General features: G+C 48.6%; 23 protein-coding genes and 1 tRNA gene (1 of these 24 only partly in view). 16 read left to right on the plus strand and 8 right to left on the minus strand.

The features are described 5' to 3' along the window. Positions 1–2 precede the first annotated feature (2 nt). Positions 3–1613 (minus strand): thiamine pyrophosphate-dependent enzyme, encoded by a 1611-nt coding sequence (locus AC56AD_RS00345; protein WP_012506929.1) that lies wholly within the window; start codon positions 1611–1613, stop codon positions 3–5. 347 nt (positions 1614–1960) lie between these two features. On the opposite strand from AC56AD_RS00345, the gene AC56AD_RS00350 reads away from it, so the two are divergent. Then, positions 1961–3988: a PAS domain-containing sensor histidine kinase gene (locus tag AC56AD_RS00350; protein WP_498983901.1), complete on the plus strand. Its 2028-nt coding sequence runs from the start codon at positions 1961–1963 to the stop codon at positions 3986–3988. Positions 3989–4021: 33 nt separating this feature from the next. Here AC56AD_RS00350 and AC56AD_RS00355 read toward each other — a convergent pair whose 3' ends face one another. From AC56AD_RS00355 to AC56AD_RS00370, 4 genes are all read right to left on the minus strand, one after another. Next, positions 4022–4633, minus strand: a complete 612-nt coding sequence (locus AC56AD_RS00355; RefSeq protein WP_012506931.1) for a DUF1997 domain-containing protein — start codon at positions 4631–4633, stop codon at positions 4022–4024. Between the two features lie 129 nt (positions 4634–4762). After that, positions 4763–5836, minus strand: a complete 1074-nt coding sequence (gene prfA, locus AC56AD_RS00360; protein ID WP_012506932.1) for a peptide chain release factor 1 — start codon at positions 5834–5836, stop codon at positions 4763–4765. A gap of 18 nt (positions 5837–5854) precedes the next feature. After that, on the minus strand, positions 5855–7216 hold the full coding sequence (rseP, locus tag AC56AD_RS00365) for an RIP metalloprotease RseP (protein WP_012506933.1): 1362 nt from the start codon (positions 7214–7216) through the stop codon (positions 5855–5857). Positions 7217–7306: 90 nt separating this feature from the next. After that, positions 7307–8455, minus strand: coding sequence for a 1-deoxy-D-xylulose-5-phosphate reductoisomerase (locus AC56AD_RS00370; protein ID WP_012506934.1), 1149 nt, complete (start codon positions 8453–8455; stop codon positions 7307–7309). 161 nt (positions 8456–8616) lie between these two features. Here AC56AD_RS00370 and AC56AD_RS00375 point away from each other — a divergent pair. Beyond that, positions 8617–8690, plus strand: a tRNA-Val gene (locus tag AC56AD_RS00375). Between the two features lie 75 nt (positions 8691–8765). On the opposite strand, the gene ftsH is transcribed toward AC56AD_RS00375, so the two are convergent. Beyond that, complete coding sequence (ftsH, locus tag AC56AD_RS00380; RefSeq protein WP_012506935.1) at positions 8766–10859, minus strand: ATP-dependent zinc metalloprotease FtsH; 2094 nt, start codon at positions 10857–10859, stop codon at positions 8766–8768. 256 nt (positions 10860–11115) lie between these two features. Between ftsH and pyrF the strand changes: the two genes are divergently transcribed. The 6 genes from pyrF (at position 11116) to AC56AD_RS00410 (ending at position 17365) form a co-directional block, all read left to right on the plus strand. Next, positions 11116–11940, plus strand: a complete 825-nt coding sequence (pyrF, locus tag AC56AD_RS00385; RefSeq protein ID WP_012506936.1) for an orotidine-5'-phosphate decarboxylase — start codon at positions 11116–11118, stop codon at positions 11938–11940. A 102-nt stretch (positions 11941–12042) separates the two neighbouring features. Further along, entirely contained in the window at positions 12043–13890 is a 1848-nt protein-coding gene (glmS, locus tag AC56AD_RS00390; RefSeq protein ID WP_012506937.1) for a glutamine--fructose-6-phosphate transaminase (isomerizing), read from the plus strand. Positions 13891–14006: 116 nt separating this feature from the next. Next, on the plus strand, positions 14007–14948 hold the full coding sequence (locus tag AC56AD_RS00395) for a TIGR01777 family oxidoreductase (RefSeq protein ID WP_012506938.1): 942 nt from the start codon (positions 14007–14009) through the stop codon (positions 14946–14948). Positions 14949–14983: 35 nt separating this feature from the next. Then, positions 14984–15481, plus strand: coding sequence for a ferritin-like domain-containing protein (locus AC56AD_RS00400; protein WP_012506939.1), 498 nt, complete (start codon positions 14984–14986; stop codon positions 15479–15481). A 198-nt stretch (positions 15482–15679) separates the two neighbouring features. Further along, positions 15680–17014: an ammonium transporter gene (locus tag AC56AD_RS00405; protein ID WP_012506940.1), complete on the plus strand. Its 1335-nt coding sequence runs from the start codon at positions 15680–15682 to the stop codon at positions 17012–17014. 9 nt (positions 17015–17023) lie between these two features. Continuing rightward, the gene (locus tag AC56AD_RS00410) at positions 17024–17365 is read left to right on the plus strand and encodes a P-II family nitrogen regulator (protein WP_012506941.1); all 342 of its coding nucleotides are present in this window, start codon (positions 17024–17026) and stop codon (positions 17363–17365) included. 59 nt (positions 17366–17424) lie between these two features. Here AC56AD_RS00410 and AC56AD_RS00415 read toward each other — a convergent pair whose 3' ends face one another. Further along, positions 17425–17982: a tetratricopeptide repeat protein gene (locus tag AC56AD_RS00415; RefSeq protein ID WP_012506942.1), complete on the minus strand. Its 558-nt coding sequence runs from the start codon at positions 17980–17982 to the stop codon at positions 17425–17427. 233 nt (positions 17983–18215) lie between these two features. Between AC56AD_RS00415 and AC56AD_RS00420 the strand changes: the two genes are divergently transcribed. From AC56AD_RS00420 to tsaB, 3 genes are read left to right on the plus strand one after another with little or no spacing between them, the layout of a single operon-like run. Next, a complete protein-coding gene (locus AC56AD_RS00420) occupies positions 18216–19490 on the plus strand; it encodes a DUF1015 domain-containing protein (protein ID WP_012506943.1) in 1275 nt (424 codons plus the stop codon). Positions 19491–19499: 9 nt separating this feature from the next. After that, positions 19500–19937 carry a tRNA (adenosine(37)-N6)-threonylcarbamoyltransferase complex ATPase subunit type 1 TsaE gene (gene tsaE, locus AC56AD_RS00425; protein WP_012506944.1) on the plus strand — a complete coding sequence of 146 codons (438 nt, stop codon included), beginning with the start codon at positions 19500–19502 and terminating at the stop codon, positions 19935–19937. Beyond that, positions 19937–20608, plus strand: a complete 672-nt coding sequence (gene tsaB, locus AC56AD_RS00430) for a tRNA (adenosine(37)-N6)-threonylcarbamoyltransferase complex dimerization subunit type 1 TsaB (RefSeq protein ID WP_012506945.1) — start codon at positions 19937–19939, stop codon at positions 20606–20608. Before tsaE ends, tsaB begins: the two co-directional genes overlap by 1 nt. A 126-nt stretch (positions 20609–20734) precedes the next feature. Here tsaB and AC56AD_RS00435 read toward each other — a convergent pair whose 3' ends face one another. Further along, positions 20735–21556 carry a hypothetical protein gene (locus AC56AD_RS00435; protein WP_481859546.1) on the minus strand — a complete coding sequence of 274 codons (822 nt, stop codon included), beginning with the start codon at positions 21554–21556 and terminating at the stop codon, positions 20735–20737. Positions 21557–22099: 543 nt separating this feature from the next. Here AC56AD_RS00435 and AC56AD_RS00440 point away from each other — a divergent pair. From AC56AD_RS00440 to pyrG, 5 genes are all read left to right on the plus strand, one after another. After that, positions 22100–22339 (plus strand): AbrB/MazE/SpoVT family DNA-binding domain-containing protein, encoded by a 240-nt coding sequence (locus AC56AD_RS00440; RefSeq protein ID WP_012506947.1) that lies wholly within the window; start codon positions 22100–22102, stop codon positions 22337–22339. After that, complete coding sequence (locus AC56AD_RS00445) at positions 22336–22743, plus strand: type II toxin-antitoxin system VapC family toxin (RefSeq protein WP_012506948.1); 408 nt, start codon at positions 22336–22338, stop codon at positions 22741–22743. Before AC56AD_RS00440 ends, AC56AD_RS00445 begins: the two co-directional genes overlap by 4 nt. Positions 22744–23070: 327 nt before the next feature. After that, on the plus strand, positions 23071–23466 hold the full coding sequence (gene rsfS, locus AC56AD_RS00450) for a ribosome silencing factor (RefSeq protein ID WP_012506949.1): 396 nt from the start codon (positions 23071–23073) through the stop codon (positions 23464–23466). Between the two features lie 122 nt (positions 23467–23588). Beyond that, positions 23589–26072, plus strand: coding sequence for a DNA gyrase subunit A (gene gyrA / locus AC56AD_RS00455; RefSeq protein WP_012506950.1), 2484 nt, complete (start codon positions 23589–23591; stop codon positions 26070–26072). A gap of 106 nt (positions 26073–26178) precedes the next feature. Further along, positions 26179–26767, plus strand: partial view of a CTP synthase gene (gene pyrG / locus AC56AD_RS00460; protein WP_012506951.1) — the 5' portion only. Its footprint extends 1109 nt past the window's final position; the window shows 589 of its 1698 coding nt (coding positions 1–589); its start codon is at positions 26179–26181; its stop codon lies beyond the right edge, outside the window.

Genomic DNA, 26767 nt, shown 5'->3' on the forward strand with positions numbered 1-26767 from the left:
CGTTAAGGGTTGATTGGCTTGTTTCGCTTTTTCCTTGCAGCAGTTTCAATACATTCGCGCTGTGCAATCACCACCGATACTCCATTCCAGTTGATCTCCTCCTGGAGTATGGCAATGTTCTCTGCAAGATGCGATTTCAGTGGGATGATGGTTCGCAGATGCGCCTCTTCAACGCCGAGCCCAATGCATATTGATAATAATCTTGATCCGTTGGCCGAGGAGTCCTGGCCACCGGTCATGGCTGTGGTATCGTTATCGGCGATGATAATGGTCAGGGGAGTGCGGTCGTTGACGGCATCGAGCAGGCCGGTCATGCCGGAATGGGTGAAGGTTGAGTCGCCTATGACGGCCACTGCAGGTCGGAGTCCGGCGTCTGCTGCGCCTTTAGCCATGGTAATGGATGCGCCCATATCGACGCAGGTGTGAATGGCGTTATATGGCGCAAGAGCGCCGAGAGTGTAGCAGCCGATGTCGGAAAAGACATGTTGCTCCTTGCATGAGCTCATGACGGTGTTGAGCGCTTCGTAAAGGTCGCGGTGTCCGCACCCTTTGCAGAGTTCGGGCGGTCGGTTGACCATGATGGACGGTATGGCCAGTACCTCTTTTTTTGCCATGCCGAGCGCATGAGCGATGCTGTCGGCATTGAGTTCTCCTGCACGGGGGAGTGTGCCGTCGAGGCGTCCCCTGATCTGCTTGCCGTTCTGATGGCCAAAATATCCTCGCAGCAGCTCTTCATAGACCGGGTAGCCCTCTTCAGCGACAAGGATGGTCTCGCAGGTGTTGAAGAGCGCTTCGATCTGTTTCCTCGGCAGAGGGTAGTGGCCGATTTTGAGTATGGGAAAGTCGAGGCTGTATGCCTGTCGCACCTCCATCACATAGTTGAAGGCAATGCCGAAAGCAAGAACGCCTATGCTCCCCCTGCCGGGAAGGAGGCGATTCAGTGATGAGTTCTCGGACAGCTCTTCAAGCCGATCCTGGATGCCGAGGAGGTTGTTGTACTGACGGCGGGCATTCTGTGGCATCAATACAAAGCGTTCAGGGGCATAAAGGGCGTTGAGCGGGTTTTGCGCACGAGTTGCCGTGGCTTCCACTCCTGCGCGAGAATGCGCAAGCCTTGTAGTGAGCCGGAGCAGCACGGGCAGTTTGACCGATTCCGAAAGGTCGAAGGCATAGCGTGTGGCATTATAGAGCTCCTGCTGTGAGGCGGGTTCAAGGAGCGGTACCATAGCAAATTTGCCGTACACCCGGCTGTCCTGCTCGTTTTGCGATGAGTGCATGGAGGGGTCGTCTGCTACAGCAACCACCAGTCCACCGTTGACACCGGTAATGGCCGAGTTGATGAAGGCATCAGCCGCCACGTTCAGCCCGACATGCTTCATGCAGACCAGACTCCGTTTTCCGCCGTACGACATGCCGAGTGCGGCTTCATAGGCGGTTTTTTCATTGGCAGACCAAGCCGAGCGGACGGTTTCCTCCCGGTCATCCTTTTTTTTCTGGATGTATTCGGTGATTTCGGTCGAAGGGGTTCCGGGGTAGGCATAGACGCCTGATATTCCGGCATCAAGAGCGCCGAGAGCAATGGCTTCAGCGCCCAGTAAAAGTTGTTTGTTCATGTAAAAAACTGTTTTTCAAAAGCGCTGACTGGACTTGTCTTCAAAAGCAATTGATGTAAAGAATGGCGCCAGCAGACCCTGTGACGGAATATAAAAAAAAGCTTTACCATCTTGCATGACCGTTTTTCAGTGGAGGTTTGCCTGAAAAGAGGCTTTGCCATAAAGCAGGTTTTTCTTGCTGCTTTATGTAAAAAAAAACAACAACCATCATCAATACGAAAGAATATTTCATATTATCTGAAGGGCAGAGATGCTCTTTGTGCGATGAGGGGTTTTCTCCATCCTTCTGTGAACCTGATGACGCTGTTCAGGTGTTTTGCGATAATCACATAACGTCCCTCACAATCATGTTTCCGTCCAGAAAGAAAGCAACACTCCTTGTCGTTGAGAGTAGTCCGCTTTTATCTACCTCAACAGCACGCTTCATCAGGCAGCAGGGTTATGATGCTGTAACGGCAGATAACGGGGAGAGCTGTATGGAGTTCCTGAAAAGCCTCAAAATTGATGTTTTGTTTCTTGACATTGACATACCAGGCAAAAATGGGAGGGAAATTCTTGCGTATGTTCATGATCATTTTCCTGATCTTCCGGTGATCATGACCACATTGGTCAAGTCAGAGAGCGATGAAACGGACTCTTTTACTGCCGGGGCGTTTGATTATTTACTAAAACCGATCAATCGGATCAGGCTTGATATGACGATTAAAAAAGCGATTACTGAATCGCAGCGTCGTCAGGAGGCGAGTCTTTTCTCCGTGGTTATCACCAATAGTCCGATAGCGATTGCCATTACCGACAGAGAGGGGAATTTTGAATATGTCAATAATGCATTCTGTAGAACAACGGGTTACTCCATGGCCGATGTAATTGGCAAAAAGCCAAGCATATTAAAATCAGGGGAGCAGTCAGATAGCTTTTACAAGGAGCTTTGGGATACCATCACCAGTGGCAGGAACTGGCAGGGAGAATTTCATAACAAGAAAAAAAATGGTGAGTTATACTGGGAGAACTCTGTTATCGTCCCGATTATTGATCCCACCTGGGCTATTTCCCATTATGTGAGCATCAAGCAGGATGTTTCCCTGCGGAAAAAGGAGCTGGAGGCTTTTTCTGAAAGCGAACGTCGCTTTCAGGAGCTTGCTGATCTTTTGCCTCAGACTATTTTTGAAGTTGACCTTCAGGGCTGGATTACCTACACCAACCGTGAGGGCTTTGAGACCTTCGGATACACCCAGGAGGATTTTCAAAAAGGAGTCCACAGTATGTCTCTCTTTGTCCCTGAAGAGCGTGGACGGGTGATGCTTAATATGGAGCGTCGGATGAAAGATATTCCTTTTGCCGACCATGAATATACTGGACTGAAAAAAGATGGTACGACCTTTCCTATACTTGTCTATACCGCAAAGATTATTCGTAATGGCAAGCCAGTCGGTGTTTGGGGTATTGTGCTCGACATTACCGCGCGCAAACAGACCGAGGAAAAACTGCAGCAATTGAACCAGACGCTTGAGGAGCGCATTGAGGAGAGAACCAAAAAACTTGAAACAACTCATCAGCAGATGATTCTGCATGAAAAACTTGCTTCAATAGGCATGCTTGCTGCCGGAATTGCTCATGAGCTGAATAATCCGATCAATTTTGTCAAGATCAATTTTACAACACTCAAGGAGTCCGTTTCCGACTTTCAGGAGATGCTCAAAGAGTACCGCAGTGTCATCAGAAGCTTTGAGGCGGGAGAATGCAGCGCAGTTGAGCTGCAGCGGATGCATCAGATGGAGGCCGAACTGTATATTGATACCCTTTTTGGCGATATTACGGAGATATTTACTGAGTCACAGCGGGGTTTTGAGAGAATCACTGCGATAATTGCGAGCATGAGGAACTTTTCGTTTAGCCATGCTATCGACGAGAGGGTTCTGTTTGACATTAACCACGGAGTCCGTGATGCACTCACTATTGCACGCAATGAATACCGCAACTGCGCTGAAATTGAAACCCTCCTTGAGGAGTTGCCACTCGTCCCCTGTAATCCCGAGCAGATCAATCAGGTCTTTCTCAATCTTATTGTCAACAGTGCTCATGCCATAGCATCAGCAAAGCGCAGCGTACCTGGCAAAATCACTATTCATACCTGGTGTGATACTACTGATGTATACTGTTCAGTTGCTGATGATGGGCCGGGCATCCCGCAAGAAGTTCAGAACCGTATTTTTGATCCGTTCTTCACGACAAAAGAGCCTGGTAAAGGTACCGGGCTTGGGTTGAGTATCTCCTACGACATTATTGTCAACAAACATGCCGGGACACTCTCTGTTGAATGTCCCGCCGGGAAGGGAACTGTTTTTACGCTCTCACTTCCGCTGAAGGCAGTCTGAAGTTTCTGAAAGATCATCAAGGGCAAGGGCCTTTCATACTTGCCTTATGCTTTCGAAGTCTTTGGTAATGGAGTGAAACATTTTGTTTGTCGCGGTCTGCATGATCATCGACATCCCGGCGTTGGTCATGGCGTGAAGAATTTTTTCGGGAATGATCCGGAAGGCAGGGTAAAGAATAAATCGGACATCGATTTTTAAATCGAATTGAACCCGTGTTTTGTTTTCCTCAACGGGATGCATGTACATATCGGCAAATGCTTTTCCCTCAAAAAGATACTTTTCCGGATCCTCGATCCTGGAGGCGACAGGGTAGTGCTTCCATTGCACCTTTTTCCCGATGGTGTAGAGCTTGATCATCTCTTCGGAGAGCTCATCAGGGTTAGAGCATTCGACGTTCTCAGGCAGTTCTATCAGGAGCTCTTCACTCTGTTCAACAAAAAAGATGATATCGAAAGGGTTGCTTTGCGGATCGGTAACACGAAAAAGCCACTTGTAGACGTTTTCAGTGCTGGTGAGTTCAACGCTGTGACAGAAGGGGTTGAAGCCAAGTATTTTTTTCTGGTCCGAAAGGTAGGCCGTTGTTTGATCAAATTCTCCTTGAAATATCCAGTCTCCCCGGCTTACTCCAGTTGCATCCATTTCCATGATCGTAGTTCCACAGGTTTCATTTCATTCGAGTATGCCCACAACGCTCTCATCCATTTCAAAAATATAAGGAGAATTTGTGACAAACTCTCCTTTTCAAATGGTTGGCTTTGTTTGCAGAGGGAGCGTTTATACAAGCTCAGCCTGCAGACGTGCGGCCTGGTCATGCATTTTGAGAGCATTGATGATATCCTGAAGGTCGCCTTGCAGGATCTGTGGAAGGGCGTGGCTGGTGAAGGCGATACGGTGGTCTGTTACGCGCGACTGCGGGTAGTTGTAGGTTCGGATTTTTGCGCTCCGGTCTCCGGTTGTGACCATCGAACGGCGCAGATCGGCTCGTTGCTGCTGTTGTTCGGCAAGTTGGATGTCGTACAGTTTTGTTCGGAGCATCTGCATGGCTCTCTCCTTGTTCTGGAGCTGGGAGCGCTGCTCCTGGCAGGCAGAGACTATGCCGGTTGGCATGTGGGTGATTCTGACTGCGGTCTCTACCTTGTTGACGTTCTGTCCCCCTTTTCCGCCGCTTCGATAGGTGTCGAAGCGCAGGTCTTCACGGCGGATCTCAACATCGACTTCCTCTGCTTCCGGTAATACGGCAACGCTTACCGCAGAGGTATGAATACGCCCCTGTGTTTCGGTGTCGGGGACACGCTGTACCCTGTGTACACCGCTTTCATACTTCATGGTGCCATAGACATCATGGCCGTTGACACTGAGGGTAATTTCACGGAATCCGCCAGGAACGGAGCTTTCATTGAAGTGCAGTGTTTCGCACTGCCATCCCTGGTGTTCGGCATACCGCTGGTACATTCTTGTCAGGTCAGCAGCAAAAAGTGCGGCCTCTTCTCCGCCGGTACCCGCCCGGATTTCGATGATGACGTTGCGAGAATCGGCCTCTTCTTTTGGCAGGAGCAGTATTTTGAGCTGTTGCTCAAGTTCTGGCAGCTTTTTCTGCAGTTCGCTGATTTCAGCCTGTACAAGCTCTTTCATCTCTGCGTCGCTTTCGCTTTTCAGTAATTGGCGTGACTCATCAAGCTCTGTTTTTGTGGCAGCATAGAGGTCGTAGGCCTGTACGATTTCACGGAGGTCGCTGTACTCCTTGTTGAGTTTTCGGAAGCGGACTTGATCGGCGGCCGCATTCGGGTCAGAAAGCAGTTGTTCAAGATCAAGATGTTTCTCTTTTATGGATTGCAGTTTGTCGAGCATTGATGCCGGGCGTCAGCCTCAGGGGTTGAAAAGATCGTTGATGAGAATGTATGCGAAAAGTGACAACAGCAGGGCCATACCGATCTGCTGGATGCGCATTTTGATTTCAAAAGGGATTTCCCTGCGTATGATGCCTTCAAATGCATTCAGCACGAATTGGCCGCCATCAAGGGCAGGAACTGGCAGGATATTGATGATCGCCAGGGAGATGGAGAGCATGGCAAGAAAGAAAAGGAAGCTGACAGGCCCCTGTTCAGCGCTCTGGCTTGCTATTTTGGCAATCTTGATTGGTCCGCCTACTGATTTTCGAAAATCCTCCTTGCCCGTGAAGATTTTGGCGAATCCCTGAACGGTCATGGCGCTCATTTTCCATGTCTGGTTCACTCCGCTGACCATCGATTCCGTGATACCGACTTTTCTTCGTTCTGTTACCAGCGTCTGTTTCAGTGAAATACCGATTTTTCCGGATTCATTGGGTGTGACCGTGGCGATAAATATTTTACCTTCAGTACGGATTCGCGCCGCTGTTATTTTCTCTCCTTCGACAGGTTTGAGGTAGTGCCAGGTAATGGAGATGGGTTTGGCGGCATGTGCAGAGATGATCCCGACAACTTCCGTCCAGTCGGAGACCGTTTTGCCGTTGATTGCCGTAATGAGTCCTCCGGATTGTATTCCGGCTTTTTGGGCGGGCATGTTTTCCAGAGCTTCGTCGATGAGTGGCGGTACGATTGGACGTATGCCGAGACTCTGCGTTTCGTTGATAGTTGAAAGGATGTTTGATGGAGCCTTCAGGGTGATGCTTTGCTGGTCGCGAAGAATGGTATAGTTGAGCGACGGGGTGATGAAGAGCTCCGGATCGAGAGCCTCTTCCCAGCTTTCAAGTTTTTTGCCGTTTGCCAGTTGCAGGCGGTCGCCGGTTTTCATGCCCATGGTTTCAAAGACGGATCCTTTTTCAACGAAGGCAGGAGTGTTGACACTTGTTCGGGCTTCTCCGAGCACAAAGGTTATGCCGAAAAAGATAACTGCCGCGAGAATAAGGTTCATGGTGACCCCTCCGGCAAGCACAATCAGCCGCTGCCAGACTGGTTTGGCCCTGAACTCCCAGGGTTGGGGATCTGAGCCCTGAAAATTGGTGTCGAGGCTTTCATCGACCATGCCGGCAATCTTGACATAGCCGCCGAGAGGAAAGACGCCAATACCGTATTCGGTTTCGCCAATCTTCTTTCTCCAGATTCGCTTTTCCCAAAAGTCAAATCCGATATAAAACTTGTCGACCCTCATGCCGAACAGTTTTGCTGTCAGAAAATGGCCAAGTTCATGTGCGGTAACGAGAATGAAGATGGCGACAATGAAAAAGAATACTGAGCTCAGAAAATCCATAACGTTCCTTTATTTCAATAAAAAAAGCTGTTGCAATCATGCTGGTGTACAAGCTGTACTGCGGCCTTTTGTTCTGGTTTGTTTACCCTGTCAGGCAATAAATTTTTTAGCCATCTCGCGGGCCCACCGGTCGGCCTGGAGATATTCGTCAAGTTCGATCGGGTCGTAAGCTTCGTGAGCCTGCATGGTTTTTTCGACCGTTGCTGCGATGTCGGTAAATCCGATTTTTCTGTCAAGGAATGCGGCTACGGCGATCTCGTTTGCGGCATTAAGCACTGCCGGATAGGTTAAGCCTGCTTTCAGCGCCTCAAACGCAAGGCGGAGTGCAGGGAAGCGCTCCATATCAGGCTCTTCAAAGGTCAGCGTTCCGATTTTTGGCAGATCAAGCTTGTGGATGCCGCTTTCGGAGCGTTCCGGCCAGGAGAGGGCATAGGCAATTGGTGCACGCATGTCGGGCGAGCCAAGCTGTGCGATAACGCAGCCGTCAATATATTCGACCATGGAGTGAATGATGCTTTGTGGATGCACGACGACCCCGATTTTTTCAGCAGGCATGGAAAAGAGCCAGTGGGCCTCTATCACTTCAAGGCCTTTGTTCATCATGGTTGCAGAGTCAATGGTGATTTTTGCCCCCATTGTCCATTGCGGGTGTTTCAGCGCCTGTTCAAGCGTAACATTTTTCAGCTCTTCAGCAGAAGTGTTGCGGAATGGTCCGCCCGATGCGGTCAAAATGATTCGTTCAACATCCTCTGCCCGGTGGCCTGCAAGTGACTGGAAGATTGCTGAGTGTTCACTGTCAACAGGCAGTAAGTGCACGTTATGTTTTTTTACCAGATCAGAGACCAGCTTGCCTGCGACGACGAGCGTCTCTTTGTTTGCAAGGGCGATATGTTTGCCAGCCTTGATTGCACTGACAGTCGGCAAAAGACCGGCGGCTCCGACTATGGCAGAGACGACCATATCCACTCCTTCGGCGGAAGCAATTGCTGCGGCTCCTTCGAGACCGTGAAAAATTTCCGGTTTATGCGATCCAAGAAGTGTTTGCAACTTTTTTACCGAGTCAGCATCCCGAACGGAGACCGCTGCCGGGAGGAACTCTTTGATTTGTTCCGCCAGCAATGCAACATCGTGACCTTCGGCCAGTCCGGCAATTTTGAATTTTTCAGGGTGCTGCCTGACAACATCAAGGGTACTGAGTCCGATTGAGCCGGTTGATCCGAGTATAGCTAATGATCTCATAATGAGTAATAAAAAAGTTGCAGGGGTTGCTGGTGACTTATTGGCCTGAAGTTATGCTTTTTCATGAAGGCTTACAAATAACCGCTTTTGGCAGTATCATCGGATCCATTTTTTCTTTTTGAATTCCTGCGAATTAGTGTTATAATCAGTCCCACTCGATTGGGTTCCTAGCTCAGTTGGTTAGAGCGGCTGGTTTACACCCAGTAGGTCGGGGGTTCGAATCCCTCGGGACCCACATCTCTCCAGAGTAATGAGGCAAAAAGGCAGGTACTCCCTGCCTTTTCGCTTTTCCCTCTTTTCTCTTGCCGGGCTACTTTTCCTCTGCTTTTCGTTCCCCTCTGAGTCTTGCGACGGCCTCTTCAAGCTCGGCCTGCTCTTTGTCGCTGAACTGATCGCTGTTGTTCTGAAGGGCAGAACTCCTGGAGCTTTCTGTGCCATTTTCCGGAGCAAACTCCTCTTCAGGCTGAACAGGAAAAAGCCCTTCAGGACGTTTTCCAAGAATCTCCTCAATCTGGGGGTATTGAAGCATCTCTTTCAAGAGCAATTCACTCGCAAGCTTTTCGAGTTTTTCGCGGTTCACTGTCAGGAGATCCATCACCCTCAGGCGAGACTCTTCTACGATAGCCATAACTTCCCGATCAATGAGACGGGCAGTCTCTTCCCCATATTTCTTATCAATACCGGGACTTCCGTAATACGGATTATTGCTTTCGAAGAAGGAGAGGTTGCCGAGTTTCTCGCTCATTCCGTAGACCATGACCATGTTGTAGGCGATGCTCGTTACCTTTTCAAGATCATTTTGTGCTCCGGTTGAAATTTCACTGAAAATGATCTGTTCGGCGATGCGTCCGCCGAGAAGACCGCAGATGCGGGCAAGCAACTCGCTTTTTGTCATCAGATAGCGGTCTTCGAGCGGTATGTTCATGGTATAGCCGAGTGCACTCATTCCTCTTGGAACGATGGAGATTTTCTGAACAGGGTCGTTTTCAGGCATCATCCAGCTCACAATGGCATGGCCAGCTTCATGATAGGCGACAATCTGCTTTTCACGAGGATTGATGACCTTGTTCTTTTTTTCCAGTCCTGCCACACAGCGCTCTATGGCATCTTCAAAGTCTTTCATCTCAATGCTCACCTTGTTACGGCGTGAGGCGAGCAACGCTGCTTCGTTTGCTGTATTGGCGATTTCCGCGCCTGCGAACCCTGGAGTCTGCGAGGCCAGCGCTTTCAGGTTTACATCTTCGGAAAGGGAGAGCGATTTGGTGTGTACCTTGAAAATGTCGATACGTCCTTTGAGATCGGGTTTATCAACCATGATCTGGCGGTCAAAACGGCCGGGTCGCAGCAGGGCTGAATCGAGCACATCAGGGCGGTTTGTTGCGGCGATCAGAATGACACCCTTGTCGGTTGCAAATCCATCCATTTCAACAAGCAACTGGTTGAGCGTGTTTTCCCGCTCATCATTGGCGCCCATCATGGCGCCCTTTCCGCGGCTTCGCCCAACAGCGTCAATTTCATCAATAAAGATGATACAAGGCGCTTTTTCCTTTGCCTGTTTAAAAAGGTCGCGTACCCTTGCGGCTCCCACGCCGACAAACATTTCTACGAAGTCCGAGCCGCTGATGCTGAAGAACGGGACGTCCGCTTCGCCTGCAACCGCTTTCGCAAGAAGGGTTTTGCCAGTACCCGGAGGACCTACCAGCAGGACACCTTTAGGCAGTTTGCCACCAAGGGTGGTATACTTTTTCGGATCTTTGAGGAAGTCAACGACCTCCATCACCTCAGCCTTTGCTTCGTCGAGGCCAGCAACATCCTTGAAGGTGATGCGGGAGTGCTCGTCAAGGTTTTCGTAGAGTGCGGCCTTGTTTTTGCCGATATTCATGAATTGTGAACCCGGTCCGCCCATACGACGGAAGACAAAAAAGTAGATACCGATAAGCAGGCCGAAAGGGAGAATCCACTGGAGCAGTTCGCTGATCCATGTACTGCTCGCCATGCCCTGATATTTTATTCCCTTGCTTTCCAGCAGCTCGATGAGGGTGTCATCGCGTACCGGATTGACAAAAATTTCATCCTGTTTGGATGCTGACTGAGGCAGGAGCATGCCAGGGCCATCCTTTGGCGGTTCTTTTACGGCAATGCCTGTTTGAACTCCTGGCTTGAGTTTGATATAGATTTTTTCCGGTGCTATTTTTACCGATTCAATCTTGTTTTCAGCAATAAGTTTGCGGAAAGTGCTGTAGGGTATCTCCTGTGTCGAGCCTTGCCAGAAAAAGGCAAGCTGCACTCCTATGAGCAGAACAATGACGACCACATAATACATAATCGAGAATTTCGGTCGCGGTATGTTGTTTTCAGGTTCGTTTTTATAGGGATTTGAAGGTTTAAGCGGTTTCTTTGCCATCAATCAACAATCATGGTTATAAATTAAAAGACTCAGTACAGTGTTCACAGTTTGCGGATCCATGAGCTTCAATTTACAGGATTCTTCTATTTAATGAAGCATCTCGTAAGAAAACATTATCATATATTGGTCAGGTGTAAAATGAAAATTGCCGGTTATAAGTTTCAAAGTGCCCTTTTTGCATCTCTTTGTGTTGTTGCGCTGTGTTATTTGGGTAATAAATTTCTTTTCTAAAACAGCCTGAGAGGAACAGTTTATGAGTGTTGTTCGGGATAAGGCAAACTGCAGGATTTCAGCATTGAAATCGCTCTTGTGTGTCGGGCTTGACAGTGATCCGGAGAAAATCCCTGCTGTTTTTTTACCGTATGAGAATCCGGTTCTTGAGTTTAATCGTGCCGTCATAAGGGCGACATCGGATGTTGCGATAGCTTACAAGCTGAATACGGCTTTTTATGAGGCTCGGGGCATTGCCGGATTGCTCGATATGGAAAAAACGCTTGGCTCGATTCCGGATGTCTGCATGACCATTGCTGATGCCAAACGGGCAGATATTGGCAATACCAGTAAAATGTATGCTCAAGCCTTTTTTGATCACTGGTCTTTTGATGCTCTTACGGTTGCTCCATACATGGGGTTTGATTCCCTTGAGCCTTTTTTTGCCTATGAGGATAAACTGCTTTTTGTGCTTTGTTTGACCTCCAATGAGGGCTCTGTGGATTTTGAGGAGCAGGCGATGCAGGATGGTCGTCCACTCTACCGTTCTGTGCTTGACAAGGTTGCTTCATGGAATCGCAATGGAAACGGCGGCGTTGTTGTCGGTGCGACCAAAAGCGCTCTGCTTTCTGAGATACGTTGCGAGGCACCCAACCTTTTTCTGCTTATTCCCGGGGTGGGTGCACAGGGAGGTTCGCTTGAAGATACGGTTCATTTTGGTGTTGACGCTAACCGCCAAAGTGCGGTGATCAATGTCAGCCGGAGCTTGATTTATCCTTCGGGCTCTTTTTCGGGTATTGATGACTACGAACGGGCGGTCGCTGCAGAGGCATCAAAAATGCATAGTGTGATGAAAGCTATTCTATAAGTCTTGTTTTTTCGGGGGAGCTTGTTCTATTCATGCATTATCTCAGCAGGAGAGCCCTTCCCGGGTTTTTCCGGTTCTTATTGACTTTAAAAAAGTGTTTGTATGTGCGGAATTGTCGGCTATATCGGGTGGCAGGAAGCTTCACCACTGCTTTTGAAAGGGTTGAAGCGGCTTGAATACCGGGGTTATGATTCTGCAGGGATTGCCTTGCTTAACGGCAGTACCCTGACAGTTATGAAACAGAAAGGGAGTGTCAGCGGTCTTGAAAAGGATACTTTGGTGCTCAGAGCTTCAATGCAAGGCGCGACGGCAGGTATCGGCCATACCCGTTGGGCGACCCATGGTGAACCCAGTGATCGTAATGCTCATCCCCATTTGAATGCTGCCGGGGATATCGCCATCATTCATAATGGTATTATTGAAAACTATTCGGCCCTGAAGCAGGAGCTTGTTTCTGAAGGTTATCAATTTTTGAGTGCGACGGATTCCGAGGTGCTGGTACATCTGATTGACTGGATCTGGAAGCAAGATCCGTTGTTGGATCTGGAATCGGCTACCCGAAGCGCCCTTCGTCATGTTGAAGGCGCATATGGTCTTTGTGTGGTCTCTTCTCGTGAACCGGATAAAATCGTTGTTGCACGCAAGGGGAGCCCTCTGGTGATTGGTATCGGACTGGGGGAGTTTTTCATTGCTTCTGATGCGGCCCCCATTGTTGAGCATACCAAAAAGGTGGTTTACCTTGCTGACGGAGAACTTGCCGTAGTGAGACGGGGAGGCTATTGTGTTAAATCAATTGAGAATATCGAACAGCAAAAGACGGTAACCGAGCTTGATTTTACGCTGGAAAAAATAGAGAAAGGTGGTTTTGAACACTTTATGCTCAAGGAGATTTTTGAGCAGCCGGAGGTGGTGCATGATGTTATGCGTGGGCGTGTGCGCCTTGATGAAGGTTGGCTACGGCTTGGCGGGATAGCTGACTATCTTGATCGTCTGAAGCAGGCAAAACGTATTGTGATCTGTGCCTGTGGTACGAGTTGGCACGCGGCTCTGCTTGGCGAATATCTTATTGAAGAGTTTGCCCGTATTCCTGTCGAAGTTGATTACGCCTCGGAGTTCCGGTATCGTAATCCTCTTGTCGGAGTTGAGGATGTGGTTATTGTTATCTCCCAGTCAGGTGAAACGGCTGATACTCTTGCTGCACTTCGCACAGCCAAGGAAAAGGGCGCTATGGTGATGGGGATCTGTAACGTTGTCGGTTCCACCATTGCCCGTGAAACCGTTTGTGGTATGTATACCCATGCCGGGCCTGAAATCGGTGTTGCCTCAACCAAAGCGTTTACAGCCCAGGTGGCCATGCTCTATATGTTAGCCCTGTCGCTCAGTAAGGGCAGAACCATGTCAGACAGCGAGATTACCTTGCATCTCAGGGAGCTTTCAGAGATTCCTGAAAAAGTTGCGCGGATTCTTGAGCTCGACAGCCAGATTAAATTGATAGCGGAGCGCTTCAAGGATGCAAAAAACTTTCTCTATCTTGGACGCGGCTTCAATTTTCCGGTTGCCTTGGAAGGCGCCCTGAAGCTCAAGGAGATCTCCTATATTCATGCAGAAGGTTACCCTGCAGCGGAGATGAAGCATGGTCCGATTGCCCTGATTGACGAAGATATGCCAGTCATTATTCTTGCTACCCGTGACAATACCTATGCCAAGATTCTTAGCAACATTGAAGAGGTGCGAAGCAGGAAAGGGCGGGTTATTGCCATTGCAAGTGAGGGAGATACTGAGGTCAGTCGTCTTACCGAAGAGGTCATCTATATTCCCCAGGCATCCGGGCCGATAACGCCGCTTCTGACAGTGGTTCCCTTGCAGCTTCTTGCCTATCATATTGCAACATTACGGGGCTGCAATGTTGACCGTCCACGAAATCTGGCAAAATCGGTCACGGTCGAATAAGCAGAAAGGGTTAAGTCAAGAGGGTCGTGGGAATTATTATGTAGCACTGTTCGTTGAGGGAAAGGTCTCTTGATTGTCAGGATATCCTTTCCTTCACTGAAACTGTACAAACGTATATGCGAGGTCATGTTGTTGTTACCGGAGCTACCGGTGTGATAGGCGCTGAGCTTGCCCGGAGGCTGATTGAGCGTGGTGAGAAGCTCGTTTTGCTTGTTCGTTCGCCTGAGGCAGCTTCTCTGAAAATTCCTGGAGCGGCGGCTTATGTCAGGTGGGATTCGGAGATGGCGAGCGGTGAGTGGAGCGCTTCTGTTGATGGCGCCAAAGCTGTCATTCATCTTGCCGGAAAACCTTTGCTTGAAAGTCGCTGGAGCGAGGAGCACAAGGCGGAGTGTTATAATTCAAGAATTCTTGGTACCCGTCATATCGTTTCGGCCATTGCCAGTGCGTCGGAAAAACCTCAGGTATTTATCTCATCATCAGCCATTGGTTATTATGGCTCCTTTTTCAGTTGTGACGATACGGCCGATATTTCCGAGTCTGGCAGGGCGGGCAGCGATTTTCTTGCGAAAATCTGTTTTGACTGGGAAAAAGAGGCGCTTGAAGCTGAAAAGAGTGGCGTGCGCCTTGTGTTGTTGAGGACGGGTATTGTGTTGACGACAAGAGGCGGGATGCTGCAGAAGATGCTTGCGCCCTTCCGCTTTTTTCTTGGCGGACCCATTGGTTCAGGTCTTCAGTGCATCTCCTGGATTCATATTGATGACGAGCTTGCCTGTATTCTTGAGGCCCTTGATAATGCGGCTTACTCTGGAGCAATGAATGCGGTCAGTCCGCAACCTGTTTCCATGAATGATTTTGCCAAAGGGCTTGGAGCCGTTCTTGGCCGTCCATCTCTGTTACCGGTACCCCGGTTTGCTGTTGATATGCTGATGGGTGAAGGAGGAGAGTATGCGGTAAAAGGCCAGAGAGTAAAGCCTGTAGTTTTACAGAAGCACGGATTTGCCTTCCGCTATCCGAAACTTTCTGATGCTTTAGCTGATTTGATTGCCAATAAGAAATAACTTGTTTAACGAACGAATTAAAAAGGAGTCTGCAGATGGGTACAAGAGGTCGTGAAATAGTTGGAGAGCATCTTCCCCGTGTTCTTGAGTTGCTTAACAAGGCTTTTGCTGATGAGTGGCTTGCCTACTATCAGTACTGGATTGGGGCAAAGCTGGTTCAGGGCCCTATGAAAGATGCCGTGATTGCCGAACTTCTGCAACATGCTGCAGATGAGCTTCGTCACGCTGATATGGTATCCGCCCGGATTATTCAGCTTGGGGGAAAACCTGTTACCTCTCCTCTCGAGTGGTTTTCGTTGTCGAACTGCGGTTATGCCGCTCCTGACGATCCCTTTGTCAAAAAGATCCTTGAGCAGAACATTGCCGGTGAGCAGTGCGCCATCAATGTTTACAACAGTATTATCGAAGAGATCGGCTTCAAGGATCCGATAACGTATAATCTGGCGGTACAGATTCTCCAGGATGAGGTTCAGCATGAGGAGGATTTGCAGGCGCTTTTCGAGGATCTTGGCGTTTTTCTCGTCAGATCGTAACCTCTCTTTGTTCTTTCCCAATGGCAAAGAAAAGCCCGACAGCATGTGCACGCTGCCGGGCTTTTTTGCGTTAGAGCATAAAAATTCTACCTTAGCGTAACAAAAGATGCTGAATTTTTGGTTTTGGTTAAAAAAATAACTACATATGTGTCGCTACTATTAATTATTAAGGCTTCATTAATTTCATCTGATCTTGTTATGAGAAAAAAACTTTTAACAACACTGCTGTTTCTGCTGGCAGCATCGTTGTTTCAGGGAACAGCTCATGCTGCTGATGCCGTGGTTACCGATACCGGAACAACGTCGTGGATGCTGACTTCTACAGCACTTGTTTTGCTTATGGTTCCTGGACTTGCCATGTTTTATGGCGGACTTGTCCGGACAAAGAATGTGATTGGTACCATGATGCACAGTTTTGCCGCTATGGTGATTATTGGTGTGCTCTGGCCGATGGTTGGCTATGCGCTGAGTTTCGGCCCCGGTGTTCTTGGCGGTTTTATCGGGTGGGACAGCAAGTATTTCATGTTGCAGGGGATTGATGACACGATTATGTCAACACAGATTCCTGAATATGTCTTTGCGATGTTCCAGGGTAAGTTTGCCATTATCACGCCCGCTCTGATTGCTGGTGCGTTTGCTGAAAGGGTTAATTTCAAGGGGTATGCAGTATTTATTGCTCTCTGGAGTATTTTTGTCTACAGTCCGATTTGCCATTGGGTCTGGGCGGCTGATGGTTTCCTTTTTAATCTTGGAGCAATGGGTGCCATTGATTTTGCCGGTGGTACTGTTGTGCATATCTCTTCGGGTATTACCGCGCTTGTTGCTGCACTCTATCTTGGTAAAAGACGTGGTTATCCAAAAAATGTCATGCAACCGAACAACCTGGTGATGACTTTGATTGGCGCGGGTCTTTTGTGGGTCGGCTGGTTCGGGTTTAACGCTGGAAGTGCTATTGCGAGTAACCTTGCCACTGCCCGTGCTTTGACAGTGACCCAGATGGCTGCGGCTTCAGGTGCATTTACCTGGATGGTCATTGAGATTTTTCATCATGGTAAAGCAACCAGCCTTGGTGTTGCTTCAGGGATTCTTGCAGGTCTTGTTGCCATCACACCTGCCGCTGGTGTTGTACAGCCTGTTGGTGCGTTTGCGCTCGGTATGCTGGCTTCAATATTCTGTTACTCTGCAATTTTGCTCAAGAGCAAGCTTGGTTATGATGACAGCCTTGATGCTTTTGGTGTCCATGGTGTCGGTGGTATTGTTGGCGCTATTGCGCTTGTGTTTTTTATTCGTCCGTCATGGATGGCCGATGCTGCAGCGAAAACGGCTGATCATAGCTGGACGATGTGGCAGCAGCTTGGTGTTCAGGCAACAGCCGTAGGAGTGACGGTTGTCTATGCTGCAGTGATCTCTTTCATTCTGCTTTTCCTTGTTGAAAAAACAATCGGCCTTCGTATTTCCGAAGATGATGAAATGTCCGGTCTCGATCACAGCATGCACGGTGAGCATGGATATGGTCTTATCAACCTTAACTAACCTGTAGCAATGAAACTTATTACAGCAATCATTCAGCCTGACAGGCTCGATCATGTGCGCGAGGCACTGATTCAGGCAGATATAACAAGGATTACCGTCAGTCGTGTAACTGGCCATGGCCGACAGGAGGATATTGAGATATACCGCGGCCAGAAAATAGCGCCAAACCTGATTCCAAAAATCCGACTTGATATTGCCGTCAATAATGAGTTTGTCGATATAACGGTCGATACCATCATTAGCGCTGCAAGTCATGGTGTTGGTGAAATCGGTGACGGGAAGATCTTTATCACCCCGCTTGAAGAGTGCATCCGTATCAGAACAAGGGAGCGTGGCGGAAAGGCGATATAACAAACCGTTCATAGCAGACGAAAGGGCAGTTCCGGTAAATTTGGGACTGCCCTTTTTTTTTATGGCGCGGGAGAGGGTGGCAGTTCTCGCCATCCAGGATAATAGGTGTTCAGCCATCTTTCTGCGTTATGATCGCGCAGGAGTGCCGCATTGCGGAAGTCATCAAAGCGTCCGGCGAGGTCACCGATTTTACTTTTTGCGATGCCTCTGTGGAAAAATGCCTCAGCCATTTTTCTGTCGAGCGCAATGGTCTGGGAAAAATCAACAATTGCCCCGGTAAAATCGCCGGTCATGTTTTTTACGATACCCCGGTTGTAGTAGTTGACACTTTTGAAAGCGTTGTCACCAAAGGTTATCGCCATGGTGTAGTCGCTGATGGCTTGCGGATATTTTTTTAACTGCTGCTGTGCGATGCCCCGCATTTGGAATGCCATGGCAAATGCGGGGTTAATTTCAATGGCTTTTGAATACAATCTTATGGCTGTGGGAAGGTCGCCTTGCTGATGCTTTTCAAATCCGAGGTTAAAAGAGCTGTTGGCCGATTCTGCCAACGTGATGCCGACCGTCAGCAGCATCAACGCTGTGACAAGAGGGATACAACACAAAATCTTTTTCATGTGATACTGCAGGGGTCTAAAGTATAAAAAACAGAAGCGCAGCCGACCATTTTCAGTCGCTACGCCCTACATACTAATAGTTTTCGGGACTTTGAAGTTCCTTTTTTTATGCCTTGAGCGATGAGGGTATTCAATCTCTTTCTTTGTGCCTTTTTCACTGCTTTTTCTATCTTGTCCCTGTCACTCATGGCAACGCATCTGCCCTGAAAACTAACATCTAATCGTTGCTTTCCATGCCCGAAATTATACCTTTTAACGGGATTCTTTATAGTCCCGAACTGCTGAAAAGCGCATCAGAGTTGATTTGCCCTCCTTATGATGTCATTTCGGCAGCTTTTCAGCAGCGCCTCTACGGCAGCTCACCCTACAACGCCATACGTCTTGAACTGCCACTCGAGGCCGATCCCTACAGCGCAGCCGCAGAGCGTCTCGCTGAGTGGCTTCAGGGTGGTGAACTGCAGAACGATTCCGTTCCGGCCATTTATCCCTATTTTCAGACTTTTGAGGATTCCGACGGCGTTTCGCATACCCGCTGCGGTTTTTTTGCCGCCATGCGCCTGTATGATTTTTCGGAAAAGAAGGTACTGCCTCACGAAAAAACCCTTTCAGGTCCCAAGGCCGATCGGCTCAACCTCTTCAGAAAAACGAAGACCAACATCAGCGGCATATTCGGTCTCTATGCCGATGAAAGCAAAACTGCGGATTGCCTGATGAAAGCTTTCACCGAGAGCCATGAGCCGATTGTTGATGCACATTTCGAGGGAGTGAGCAACCGGCTGTGGCGCATCACTGATCCGGAGATTGTCGGCCAGTTCCAGCAGTCGCTGCAGGATCGAGCGGTCTATATTGCTGATGGCCATCACCGTTATGATACCGGCGTCAACTATCGCAATGAGCGTGCGGCAGCGAACCCTTCTCATACCGGCCAGGAGCCCTATAACTTTATTTTGACCTATCTGGCCAACATTCATGACGAAGGGCTGCTGATTTTCCCGATCCATCGCCTTGTGCACAGCCTCGAAGGGTTCGATGCCGCTTTGCTGAAGTCGCGTCTTGCAGAGTTTTTTACCGTAACCGAACTGCATGACAGAGCCGCACTGAAGGCATTTCTTGATGGAGAGCCATCGAGTTATGCTTACGGCGTTGTCACTTCCGGCATGGTTCTTGGTATTTGCCTGAAAACCGATCCAAAGCCCCTGCTTGATCCTGCCCGTCCGGAAGCTCTGCAACGCCTCGGTCTGGTGCTTCTGCACGATCTTATCTTGTTCAGATTGCTTGGCATCTCCCAGGAGGCGATGGCAAAGCAGAGTAACCTGACGTATGTCAAGGATGACCGTGAAGTGTTCGACGCGATTGATTCCGGTAAGGTTCAGGTTGGATTTGTGGTCAAGCCAACGACCGTTGAGCAGGTTCTTTCCGTATCGGAGACGGGAGAGGTGATGCCGCAGAAATCGACCTTCTTTTACCCGAAACTGATGACCGGTATGCTTTTTAACCCGCTTGACTGAGAGTTCGTAATGACCGAAGAGTTTCTCTCCCTCTCCGCTGAAGAGAGCTGCCAGTATGCCCGCCGGTTTGCTGCAACCCTTCAGCCTGGCGACATGGTTTCGCTCTGTGGACAGCTCGGCGCGGGCAAAACCGAGTTCATGCGGGGGGTTACGGAGTATTTCAACTGCGACGACCAGCTCTCAAGTCCCACCTTTCCCCTTTTGAACATCTATGAGGGCTCTCTTGATGGCGAGCCGGTAACGCTGCACCATTTCGATCTCTACAGGATCAACTCACAGCAGGAGCTTGAAGGGATTGGTTTCGACGAATATCTCTCCAGCGGTGATTTTTCCTTTGTAGAGTGGGCTGACCGTTTTCCGGAATATGCTACGCGCTATACCGTAACCGTCACCCTTGAATATGCCGGGAACGACAGCCGCAGAATTGTTATTAAACGCAAATCGTGATGAATATTCTTGCCATAGAGTGCACCCATGCGGCCCTTAGTGTTGCGGTCACGAACGCCGGTGTCGTTACCGAAGCCCGGAGCGCCGACTGGAAGAAGGCTGCTGAAACACTTGTTCCCTTGATCGAACAGGTGATGGCAGAAAGCGCTCTCGATCTCAAACAGCTCGACTCCATCGCTATTTCATCCGGCCCCGGCTCCTTTACCGCACTGCGTATCGGGATGGCTATTGCCAAAGGGGTTGCCTATGGCCTCGGAATCCCGCTTGTTCCGGTGCCCACCATGCCGGCAATGGCCGCCTCACTGCATGCTGAATCCGGTTCCATAATGGCGGTTATTCCATCCCGCAAAGGGGAGTATTACTATGCGTCGTATTTCCCTGAGGAGCTTGCTTCAGGCCTCTGGCACGATGAGGTCAAGCGAGGTTCTGCTGCTGATGTTGTGGCTGCCATTTCTTTAGTTAATGGTGGAGCCGTTGTTGTCGGGCGTGGACTCAATGAGCTTATCCCGTTGCTCGCCGATTCCGGTGCGGTTTACAGGGAGGCAGATCTCTTTTCCGCCAGATCCCTTTTCCCCGCAGCCCTAAGGCTCTTTGCCGGGGCCGATGCCGCAGAGCTTAACGGAGTTACCCCCGATTACCGGCAGATGTTTACTCCCAATGGCGGAAATTGATGTATCAATAAACAGAAGCGTTTCGATGATGCCGATTATGTTTTTTTTGAAGGAGAAGATAAAATGGCACAGCCTTTCTTGCGCCTTGGCCGATAAAGATTACGGCGCAAGAAAGTGGCCTCAAATCTATCTGAACGAAGTGGTCGGTGTTTTCGATACTTTTTCTGCTTTGCCGTCGTATAAGTATATAAAACCGAATGTTATATTAGCCGTTCCTCCATTTTGAGGAGCTGGATGATAAACACTGAAGTGTAGGCCTATCGCCAAAGCTTCACCGGGCGGGATTTTTGTGTACGTACCCTCTTCCCGTTCTTTCCCAGACATTTCGTACGAACTCATGCTGATCCCTTCTTGATATAACATTTCAGACGTATGACCAGAACTATCATCGATTAAAACCGGACGTTGTGCGTTGTTTAGAGAAATATAAACAGGCTGAGAGGTGGTGTTCCTGATAGTGGCCTTGACATGGATTTCGTTATCAATAGTTGCCGGAGAGAGCGAAACCGTGAATGGCTCAATTTTTGCCGGTCGATAAGATGGCTTAATCAAGGTAGGTTCCGGTATGGCTACCCGTTGTGTTTCTGGACCTGAAACAGTTAACTGTGGTGCAACCACAGCCATGACACCGGAAGCCATCCCCTTTTGAAGTTTCATGACAGGATTCCAGTCAGGTGCTATGGTTTGAACAACCATAACAGCTAGACTCACGAAAGCACTAATAGCTACAGTGATAGCTCCAATTGCTGCAAAGAGGTAGGTAAGCCACTTGAATATGGGTTTATAAAAGCTTTTTACACCACTTATTGCAGGCCCTTTCCTGTCAAGGCCCGCGCTCTTTTTTGATTTGTTCAAAATATCTAAAACAGCAACGTAGCTGTAGACTGTAGTTGCAACAGACCCTATTGCCGAGAAAAGGGTAGACGCAATACTCCATTTATCTTGCATAGTCGTGAAGGAATTTATGTGAAGTAAATCTGATGGTTTACTTCTGGAAAAATAGATAATTTCGCGCATTTTTCAATAAAATTTTTACGTCATTCCGTGTTGTTTTGATACTATCATGAAGAGAAATGAGTAGTCGTTGATCGCTTTTTCCCCTTCTTGGCGCAAAACCGGACAGGATTGTATTTTCGACCCATCTTGGGCCTACTGGAATCTGAAATGCGGTATACAACCAGCACCATATCTGCCGACCTGTGCCACTCTTCTATAGGGCTGCTACAGCTTCGTGATGTTGAGTCATAGAGGTACCTCATATGGAGAACAACACAGGGCTTTTTGAGCTGGTCTCAGATGGTTATGAAGCTGGCGGAATAACAGCGTCATCCGATGTGCTGTCAGAAAGATAAAATTGTATAATAAAAGTGAAATCTCTGATAGGTTGTCAAATAATCTCATGCAATCTCAAGGACAAAGTCGGGCAAACAGAGTAAATTAAGGGACTGGTTGATATCATGTATACAGTTCATATTTTTTAAGGGAGAAAACATGACACAGCTTATTATTCATAAAGATAAGATGCAGGAAGCTCTGATGCGTTTTTTGAGCACTATCCAAACTGATGAGATTCGTCTGGAATTTGATGACAAGCATTTTTTTGCTGAACCAGTTCAGGGAAAATCGGTTCTGGATATTTTGGCAGAGCAGGCGGAGGATATGGGTCCGGAAGATTTATCCCTTAATGTGGACCACTATCTTTACGGACTATCTAAAAGGTCGGAAAAATGATCTATTTCCTTGATACATCCTATCTGGTTGCCCTGACTCACAGTAGAGATCAATTTCATCAAGAGGCTGTAAGCATAAGTAAAACACTCATACAGCCGATCCGACTTGTTACAACTTCAGCGGTTCTCATGGAGTTTGCCAACATGCTTTCTTCTCCTCATCTTCGAGGCAAAGCGTTCAATTATATTCAATTACTGAAGAATGACATTCATACCGAAATTGTTTGTGTTTCTGAGGAGCAGTTTGAATCAGGGTTGATAATGTTCGGGAAATATCATGACAAAGAATGGGGTTTGGTGGATTGCCTATCATTCCTTGTCATGAAAGAAAAAGGAATTACACTCGCCTTGACTTCTGATGACCATTTTGAACAGGCCGGTTTTACGACTTTATTACAACTCTGATGACGTGCTGGGTATGTAATGCTTAATGAAGCTGCAAGTCCATGCTCTCCAGTTGTTGATTTTACTGTATGTTGTCGTGATGCCTTTGTCAAAGCCTCCTTTGTCCCATTGTGCGAGTGATACTGTTACGGTGCCATCTCAACATCCGGCAAGATTTCGATATCCATCCAGTCCATGCCGGAATTACTCCCCGGCTTTTTTTGCGGTCAGTGAGCTGGCTTTTTCGTATGTTGAGGAGTTACCATTATTGCCATAGTGGGGTTGTTTTGTTGCCTGTTGGCGGTAAGTTGTTGTAAAATATAGTTCATTTATGAAGGATAGAGGTTTATGAGTAGCTTGAAAGAGGAAGAGATGGTGAGTGCCACACAGGTAAAAGAGGTAGCTGTTGGTGAGCTGCTGGCAAGAAGGGCTGCTGAGCTGGCGCTGGAAAAAAAGTGTGAAGAGGTCAAGATTCTTGATCTCCGGGGTTTGACATCGGTTACCGATTATTTTGTGATTGTGACTGCCGATTCTGATCGTAAGGCAAAGGCCGCAGCGGAGCATATTATTGATGAGCTCAAGGTTGATGGCGAGCGTCCGATGCATGTTGAGGGAATGGATTCCATGCACTGGATTCTCCTGGACTATATCGATGTTGTTGTGCATATTTTTATGCCGGATGAGCGCCATTTTTATGACCTTGAATCCCTCTGGTCGGATGCACCTGTAATTACACTGAGCTGATATTATCCACATTTTTTTGCAGTTAGCTCTTTTCAGGCGTACTGCATTGTTCAGAATTCAGACGGATTTTTATACATTACGCCGTTGAGTTATTTATATCAATTATCACCCAGGATTTACCTATGCAGCGCGAAAGAATAGTCCCGATCAGTATTGAAGAAGAAATGCGGGGTTCTTATCTCGATTATTCGATGTCGGTCATTGTCAGTCGTGCGCTGCCCGATGTGCGGGATGGACTGAAGCCGGTTCACCGAAGGGTTCTTTTCGGTATGCACGAACTTGGTCTGCAGGCAGGTAAACCGCATAAAAAGTCTGCCCGTGTTGTTGGTGAAGTGCTTGGCAAGTTCCATCCCCATGGCGATACCGCTGTCTACGACAGTCTTGTGCGTCTGGTGCAGGAGTTTTCCATGCGTTATCCCCTGATTGACGGTCAGGGAAACTTTGGTTCGGTTGATGGTGACTCTCCTGCTGCCATGCGATACACGGAGGTGCGCATGAAGAGCATTGCCGGGGAAATGCTGAAGGATCTCGACAAGGCTACCGTTGACTTTTCCCTTAATTTTGATGACTCGCTTGAGGAGCCTACGGTTCTTCCGTCGGCGATACCCAACCTCCTTGCGAATGGTTCGTCAGGTATTGCGGTCGGTATGGCAACCAATATTCCACCCCAGAATCTCCGGGAGGTTGTTGATGGCATGATCGCCCTGATTGCAAATCCGGAACTGGAAGTGGCTGATCTCATGAAATATGTGATCGCACCTGATTTTCCAACTGGCGGAATTATTTATGGTTATGAGGGTGTTCGTTCGGCTTATATGACCGGCAGGGGTAAGGTTGTGATCCGGGCGCGGGCCATTGTTGAGATTACTCCGAAAAACAGTCGGGAATCGATTGTTGTTACAGAGCTTCCTTATCAGGTGAACAAGGTGCGGCTGATCGAGAAAATCGTTGAGCTGGTGCACGATAAAAAAATTGAAGGTATTGCCGATATCCGCGATGAGTCTGACCGTGACGGCATGAGGCTGGTGATTGAGCTGAAGCGGGATGCTGTGGCTATGGTTGTTCTGAATAACCTGTACAAGCATACCCCGATGCAGGATACGTTCGGGGTGATCATGCTTGCGCTGGTTGATGGGGTGCCGAGGATCCTCAATCTCAAGGAGATGATGGTCTATTATATCAAGCATCGCAATGAGATTGTTCTGCGCCGTACACAATTTGACCTTGCGACAGCCGAAAAGCGGGCCCATATTCTTGAAGGACTGAAGATCTGTCTTGATAACCTTGACGAGGTGATTTCAACGATTCGTGAATCACCGGATGCCTCAACGGCTCAGGAGAGGCTCATTGAGCGTTTCGGACTGTCGGAGTTGCAGTCGAAGGCTATTCTTGAGATGCGTCTGCAGCGTCTGACCGGGATGGAGCGCAAGAAGATCGATCTGGAGTACACGGAGGTACTTGCCTTTATTGAGGAGCTGCGCTTTATTCTCGGCAGTCCTGAGAAACAGATGCAGATTATCCGCGAAGAGTTGCTGAAGGTCAGGGAGGTCTATGGTGATGAACGCCGGACTGAAATTGTGCCGCAGGAGGGTGATTTCTCCATCGAAGATATGATTGCCCAGGAAGATGTGGTGATCACCATTACCCATGAGGGCTTTATCAAGCGTTTCCCGGTTTCGGGTTATCGCCGCCAGGCACGGGGTGGCAAAGGGGTCACAGGGGCTCAGGCCAAGCATGACGATTTTGTCGAGCATATGTTTATTGCCTCGACCCATAATTATATACTCTTCTTCACCAACAGGGGCCGTTGTCACTGGCTGAAAGTGTACGAAATTCCTGAAGCTGGACGTGCTGCGAGGGGTCGTGCGCTGGCCAATATCATGGAGTTGCAGCAGGGCGAGAAAATCAGAGCCTACATCAATATCCGCAATTTTGATGAGCCGGGGTTCATTGTCATGGCGACGACCAATGGTATCGTGAAAAAAACACCGCTTGAAGATTTTTCTCATCCAAGAAAGAATGGTATTGCTGCCATTACTATTGATGAGCATGATGAGCTGCTTGATGCCCGTCTGACTGATGGTGATCATCAGATTATTCTGGCCAAGAATTCCGGTTTTGTCGTACGCTTTCCCGAGGCTGAGATCCGCTCGATGGGACGTACTGCCATGGGCGTCAAGGGTATCACGCTTGACGAGGGTGAGAAGTGTATTTCAATGGTGACCACCAAGCGCTTCGATACGGCGCTGCTTGCTGTTACCGATAACGGTTTTGGCAAGAGAAGTCGTGTGGAGGATTATCGACTGACGCGGCGCGGTGCTCGCGGGGTTATTACCCTTAAGGCTCATGAAAAGGTTGGTGCACTGATTGGTCTGTTGGATGTCAATGATGACGACGATCTGATCATCATTACAGCTCAGGGTATCGTGAATCGCCAGCATGTCTCCGATATACGGTTGACTGGCAGGAACACTTCCGGAGTCAGGCTTGTCAGGCTGATGGCCGGGGATATCATTTCTGCTCTGGCGCGAGTGCCGAAGAGCGATGAAGAGGTTGATTCTGATGTGCTTCTGGAAGATCCTGATGGTCAGATTGACCTGTTTTAAGTCACTGCCAAACATGGGAAAGTATGGATCCGTTCTGTGACGGTTCCCATGAGGCAGAACAATAACGATAGCTTTTATTTATCATTAATCAAGGACGGACGGTTTCATGGCTCGACCGAAAAATGTGAAACATATTTTTGTGACCGGCGGGGTGATCTCCTCGCTCGGCAAAGGGATTCTGTCGGCCTCTCTCGGGATGCTGCTGAAGTCGCGTGGCCTGAAGGTGGCTATACAGAAATATGATCCCTATATCAATGTTGACCCTGGTACGATGTCGCCCTACCAGCACGGGGAGGTCTATGTGACTGATGATGGAGCTGAGACGGACCTTGATCTTGGCCATTACGAACGTTTTCTCGATGAGTCGACGACGCAGTCTTCAAATCTGACGATGGGGCGGGTCTATAAATCGGTTATCGACAAGGAGCGTCGAGGCGAATATCTTGGGGCAACGGTTCAGGTTGTGCCACATGTGATTGATGAGATCAAGGATCGGATGGCCGAGCAGGCTAAAAACGGGGATCTTGATGTGCTTATTACCGAGATCGGCGGGACGATTGGCGATATCGAGTCGCTCCCTTTTCTTGAAGCGATGCGGCAGATGAAGCTTGAGATGGGTGACAGCAACCTGCTGAATATTCATCTCACCTTTGTGCCCTACATCAAGGCTGCCAGTGAACTGAAAACGAAACCAA

It is taken from the genome of Pelodictyon clathratiforme (assembly GCF_982375515.1).